General features: G+C 47.6%; 2 tRNA genes and 2 rRNA genes. All 4 read right to left on the bottom strand.

Going from position 1 to position 4,982, the window contains the following annotated elements:
• Positions 1-17: 17 nt before the first annotated feature.
• A 23S ribosomal RNA gene (locus tag EO244_RS16685) occupies positions 18-2,899 on the bottom strand.
• A gap of 127 nt (positions 2,900-3,026) precedes the next feature.
• Positions 3,027-3,100, bottom strand: a tRNA-Ala gene (locus EO244_RS16680).
• 25 nt (positions 3,101-3,125) lie between these two features.
• Positions 3,126-3,199: transfer RNA gene (locus EO244_RS16675), tRNA-Ile, on the bottom strand.
• 159 nt (positions 3,200-3,358) lie between these two features.
• Positions 3,359-4,878, bottom strand: a 16S ribosomal RNA gene (locus EO244_RS16670).
• The 16S and 23S rRNA genes sit together here with 2 tRNA genes alongside, the layout of an rRNA operon.
• Positions 4,879-4,982 lie beyond the last annotated feature (104 nt).

Here is a 4,982-nt window from a genome sequence, read left to right as displayed (position 1 = left end):
CAACCATGGACCTCAGCATTCATAAGCTTATGGGTAATTAGTACCACTCGACTTTGACATCACTGCCTTTACATCTGTGGCCTATCAACGTTGTCGTCTCCAACGACCCTTTAAAGAAATCTCATCTTGAGGTAGGCTTCGTGCTTAGATGCTTTCAGCACTTATCCCTGCCCAACGTAGCTACTCTGCAATGCAGCTGGCGCCACAACAGATACACTAGAGGTTAGTCCAACCCGGTCCTCTCGTACTAGAGTCAGATCCTCGCAAATTTCTAACGCCCACAACAGATAGGGACCGAACTGTCTCACGACGTTCTGAACCCAGCTCGCGTGCCACTTTAATGGGCGAACAGCCCAACCCTTGGGACCTTCTCCAGCCCCAGGATGTGACGAGCCGACATCGAGGTGCCAAACCGCTCCGTCGATATGAGCTCTTGGGAGCGATCAGCCTGTTATCCCCGGCGTACCTTTTATCCTTTGAGCGATGGCCCTTCCATGCGGAACCACCGGATCACTATGCTCTACTTTCGTACCTGATCGACTTGTAGGTCTCACAGTCAAGCACCCTTGTGCCATTGCACTCTTCACACGATTACCAAACGTATTGAGGGTACCTTTAGAAGCCTCCGTTACTCTTTTGGAGGCGACCACCCCAGTCAAACTACCCACCACACACTGTCCGTCGTCAGACGTTAGACTCCAGATAAGCAAAGGGACGTATTTCAAGGTTGACTCCACGAATCCTGGCGGACCCGCTTCGTAGTCTCCGTCCTATCCTACACATTACTTACCCAAAATCAATGTGAAGCTGCAGTAAAGGTGCACGGGGTCTTTCCGTCCCGTTGCGGGTAATCGGCATCTTCACCGATACTACAATTTCACCGAGCTCATGGCTGAGACAGTGCCCAGATCGTTACACCATTCGTGCAGGTCGGAACTTACCCGACAAGGAATTTCGCTACCTTAGGACCGTTATAGTTACGGCCGCCGTTTACCGGGGCTTCATTTCAATGCTTCTCCGAAGATAACATCTCCACTTAACCTTCCGGCACCGGGCAGGTGTCAGGCCTTATACTTCAACTTTCGTTTTTGCAAAGCCATGTGTTTTTGATAAACAGTCGCCTGGGCCATTTCACTGCGGCTCCCATTGCTGAGAGCACTCCTTCTCCCGAAGTTACGGAGTTATTTTGCCGAGTTCCTTAGCCATGAATCACTCGAGCGCCTTAGTATTCTCTACTTGACTACCTGTGTCGGTTTGAGGTACGGGCCACTACAACCTGAAGCTTAGAGGTTTTTCTTGGAAGTCAAATTACATGCACTATCCACGCTGCCGAAGCATTGTGGTACTATCAGCTTTCAGCTCAAAGGGCGGATTTGCCTACCCCTCTCATAGCATACGGCCTTCAACGTACTATTCCGTCAGTACGCGGCACTTTCATCTCTTCGTCACCCCATCGCAGTTATAGCGGGTATCGGAATATTAACCGATTGTCCATCGACATCCCCTTTCGGGTTAGCCTTAGGTCCCGACTTACCCTGATCCGATTAGCGTTGATCAGGAAACCTTAGTCTATTGGCGTGCGGGTTTCTCACCCGCATTATCGTTACTTATGCCTACATTTGCTTTTCTAAACGCTCCAGCATGCATTACCACACACCTTCTACGCGGTTTAGAATGCTCCCCTACCAATTACGTATCTTTCAACGTAAGTCCATAGCTTCGGTAGTATACTTATGCCCGATTATCATCCACGCAAGATCGCTCGACTAGTGAGCTGTTACGCACTCTTTAAATGAATGGCTGCTTCCAAGCCAACATCCTAGCTGTCTGTGCAATCTTACCACGTTTGTTCAACTTAGCATACATTTGGGGACCTTAGCTGATGGTCTGGGTTCTTTCCCTCTCGTCCGTGGACCTTAGCACCCACGGGCTCACTGCCAGATATAAGTTATAGCATTCGGAGTTTGTCTGGATTTGATAGGCGGTGAAGCCCTCGCATCCAATCAGTAGCTCTACCTCTATAACTCTTCACTCTGACGCTGCACCTAAATGCATTTCGGGGAGTACGAGCTATTTCTCAGTTTGATTGGCCTTTCACCCCTACCCACAGTTCATCCCAATACTTTTCAACGTAAACGGGTTGGGCCCTCCACTCTGGATTAACAGAGCTTCAGCCTGACCATGGGTAGATCACCAAGTTTCGCGTCTACCCCCACTAACTTTTTCGCCCTATTCAGACTCGCTTTCGCTTCGGCTCCGCACCTGAAGTGCTTAACCTTGCTAGTGAGGAGTAACTCGTAGGCTCATTATGCAAAAGGCACGCCGTCACACCCAAAGGTGCTCCGACCGCTTGTAAGCGTATGGTTTCAGGTACTATTTCACTCCTCTATTCGAGGTGCTTTTCACCTTTCCCTCACGGTACTTGTTCACTATCGGTCTCTCAGGAGTATTTAGCCTTACCAGATGGTCCTGGCAAATTCACACAGAATTTCTCGTGTTCCGCGCTACTCAGGATACTACTAGATGCAGATTGCTTACGTGTACGAGACTATCACTCTCTATGGTCACTCTTTCCAAAGTGTTTCACTTCACGCACTTTATCATATTGTAGTCCTATAACCCCAGCATTGCCGAAACAATACTGGTTTGGGCTGGTCCCTGTTCGATCGCCACTACTAAGGGAATCACTTTTGTTTTCTTCTCCTCCGGGTACTTAGATGTTTCAGTTCTCCGGGTTTGCCTTCTATAAATAGAATACCTGCAAGCAGGTGGGTTGCCCCATTCGGAAATCTTCGGATTAACGGTTATTTGCACCTCCCCGAAGCTTATCGCAGCTTATCACGTCCTTCTTCGCCTCTGAGAGCCTAGGCATCCGCCATACGCTCTTAATTACTTATTATTATGCTTGCTATCTCAATTACTCAAAATAGCCAACGAAATCAATCGCTGTTTTCTTTACTTAGATTACTTCTACTTTTTGATTTTTCAATATGTCAAAGAACTTTTAATACCAAAATTGTATTTCGTGGAGAATATCGGAGTCGAACCGATGACCTCCTGCGTGCAAGGCAGGCGCTCTAGCCAACTGAGCTAATCCCCCATAAATCGTTATTGATAATTTTTCGTAGTCCTGCGCAGATTTGAACTGCGGACCCCTACATTATCAGTGTAGTGCTCTAACCAACTGAGCTACAGGACTAGTTAATAATCCACATGAGCTTAGAAGGGTAAACACCCTAACGCTATGGGTTATGGTATATTAAAAGATGAAAGCAAAAATAAAATTAGGTCAAGAAAAACAACCTTATAAGTCAACCATATTCACAGTTTAACCTATTGTCGTATTATCCATCTCCAGAAAGGAGGTGTTCCAGCCACACCTTCCGGTACGGCTACCTTGTTACGACTTAGCCCCAGTTACCAATTTTACCCTAGGACGCTCCTTGCGGTAACGTACTTCAGGCACCCTCGGCTTCCATGGCTTGACGGGCGGTGTGTACAAGGCCCGGGAACGTATTCACCGTATCATTGCTGATATACGATTACTAGCGAATCCAACTTCACGGAGTCGAGTTGCAGACTCCGATCCGAACTGAGACCAGCTTTTGAGATTAGCATCCTGTCACCAGGTAGCTGCCCTTTGTACTGGCCATTGTAACACGTGTGTAGCCCTGGACGTAAGGGCCGTGCTGATTTGACGTCATCCCCACCTTCCTCTCACCTTACGGTGGCAGTCTCGCTAGAGTCCTCAGCATTACCTGCTAGCAACTAACGATAGGGGTTGCGCTCGTTATGGGACTTAACCCGACACCTCACGGCACGAGCTGACGACAACCATGCAGCACCTTGTAAATTGTCCCGAAGGAAAGACCTATTTCTAAGCCGGTCAATCTACATTTAAGTCCAGGTAAGGTTCCTCGCGTATCATCGAATTAAACCACATGTTCCTCCGCTTGTGCGGGCCCCCGTCAATTCCTTTGAGTTTCATTCTTGCGAACGTACTCCCCAGGTGGATTACTTAATGCTTTCGCTCAGTCACGCACGATGTATTGTGCACAACGAGTAATCATCGTTTACGGCGTGGACTACCAGGGTATCTAATCCTGTTCGCTCCCCACGCTTTCGTCCATCAGCGTCAATAATGGCTTAGTAAGCTGCCTTCGCAATTGGTGTTCTACGTTATATCTATGCATTTCACCGCTACATAACGTATTCCGCCTACCTCAACCATATTCAAGCTCTTCAGTTTCAATGGCAGTTCCAGAGTTGAGCTCTGGGATTTCACCACTGACTTAAAAAGCCGCCTACGGACCCTTTAAACCCAATAAATCCGGATAACGCTCGAATCCTCCGTATTACCGCGGCTGCTGGCACGGAGTTAGCCGATCCTTATTCATACAGTACATTCAAACTCCCACACGTGAAAGCAATTATTCCTGTAAAAAAGCAGTTTACAACCCATAGGGCCGTCATCCTGCACGCGACATGGCTGGTTCAGACTTGCGTCCATTGACCAATATTCCTCACTGCTGCCTCCCGTAGGAGTCTGGTCCGTGTCTCAGTACCAGTGTGGGGGACTATCCTCTCAGACCCCCTAAGCATCATCGTCTTGGTGAGCCGTTACCTCACCAACTAACTAATGCTACGCATGCCCATCTTATACCACCGGAGTTTTAATATTTAAACCATGCGATTCAAATATATTATGCGGTATTAATCCAAATTTCTTTGGGCTATCCCCCAGTATAAGGCAGGTTGCATACGCGTTACTCACCCGTGCGCCGGTCTCTGATTAGCAAGCTAATCATACCCCTCGACTTGCATGTGTTAGGCCTGTCGCTAGCGTTCATCCTGAGCCAGGATCAAACTCTTCGTTGTATAAAAAACTTATAGTTAATCTGCTCGTGGATAATATCTAAGTTATTTCGTAAATCTAATTGACAAGGTTATTATTCTTGTATTTACCTAACTTTATTCTACTT

It is taken from the genome of Ancylomarina salipaludis, from assembly GCF_004122035.1.
In the GTDB taxonomy this organism is placed as follows: domain Bacteria; phylum Bacteroidota; class Bacteroidia; order Bacteroidales; family Marinifilaceae; genus Ancylomarina; species Ancylomarina salipaludis.
The sequence above is the reverse complement of the archived record's forward strand: the minus strand, read 5'-3'. Positions and strand labels throughout refer to the sequence as shown.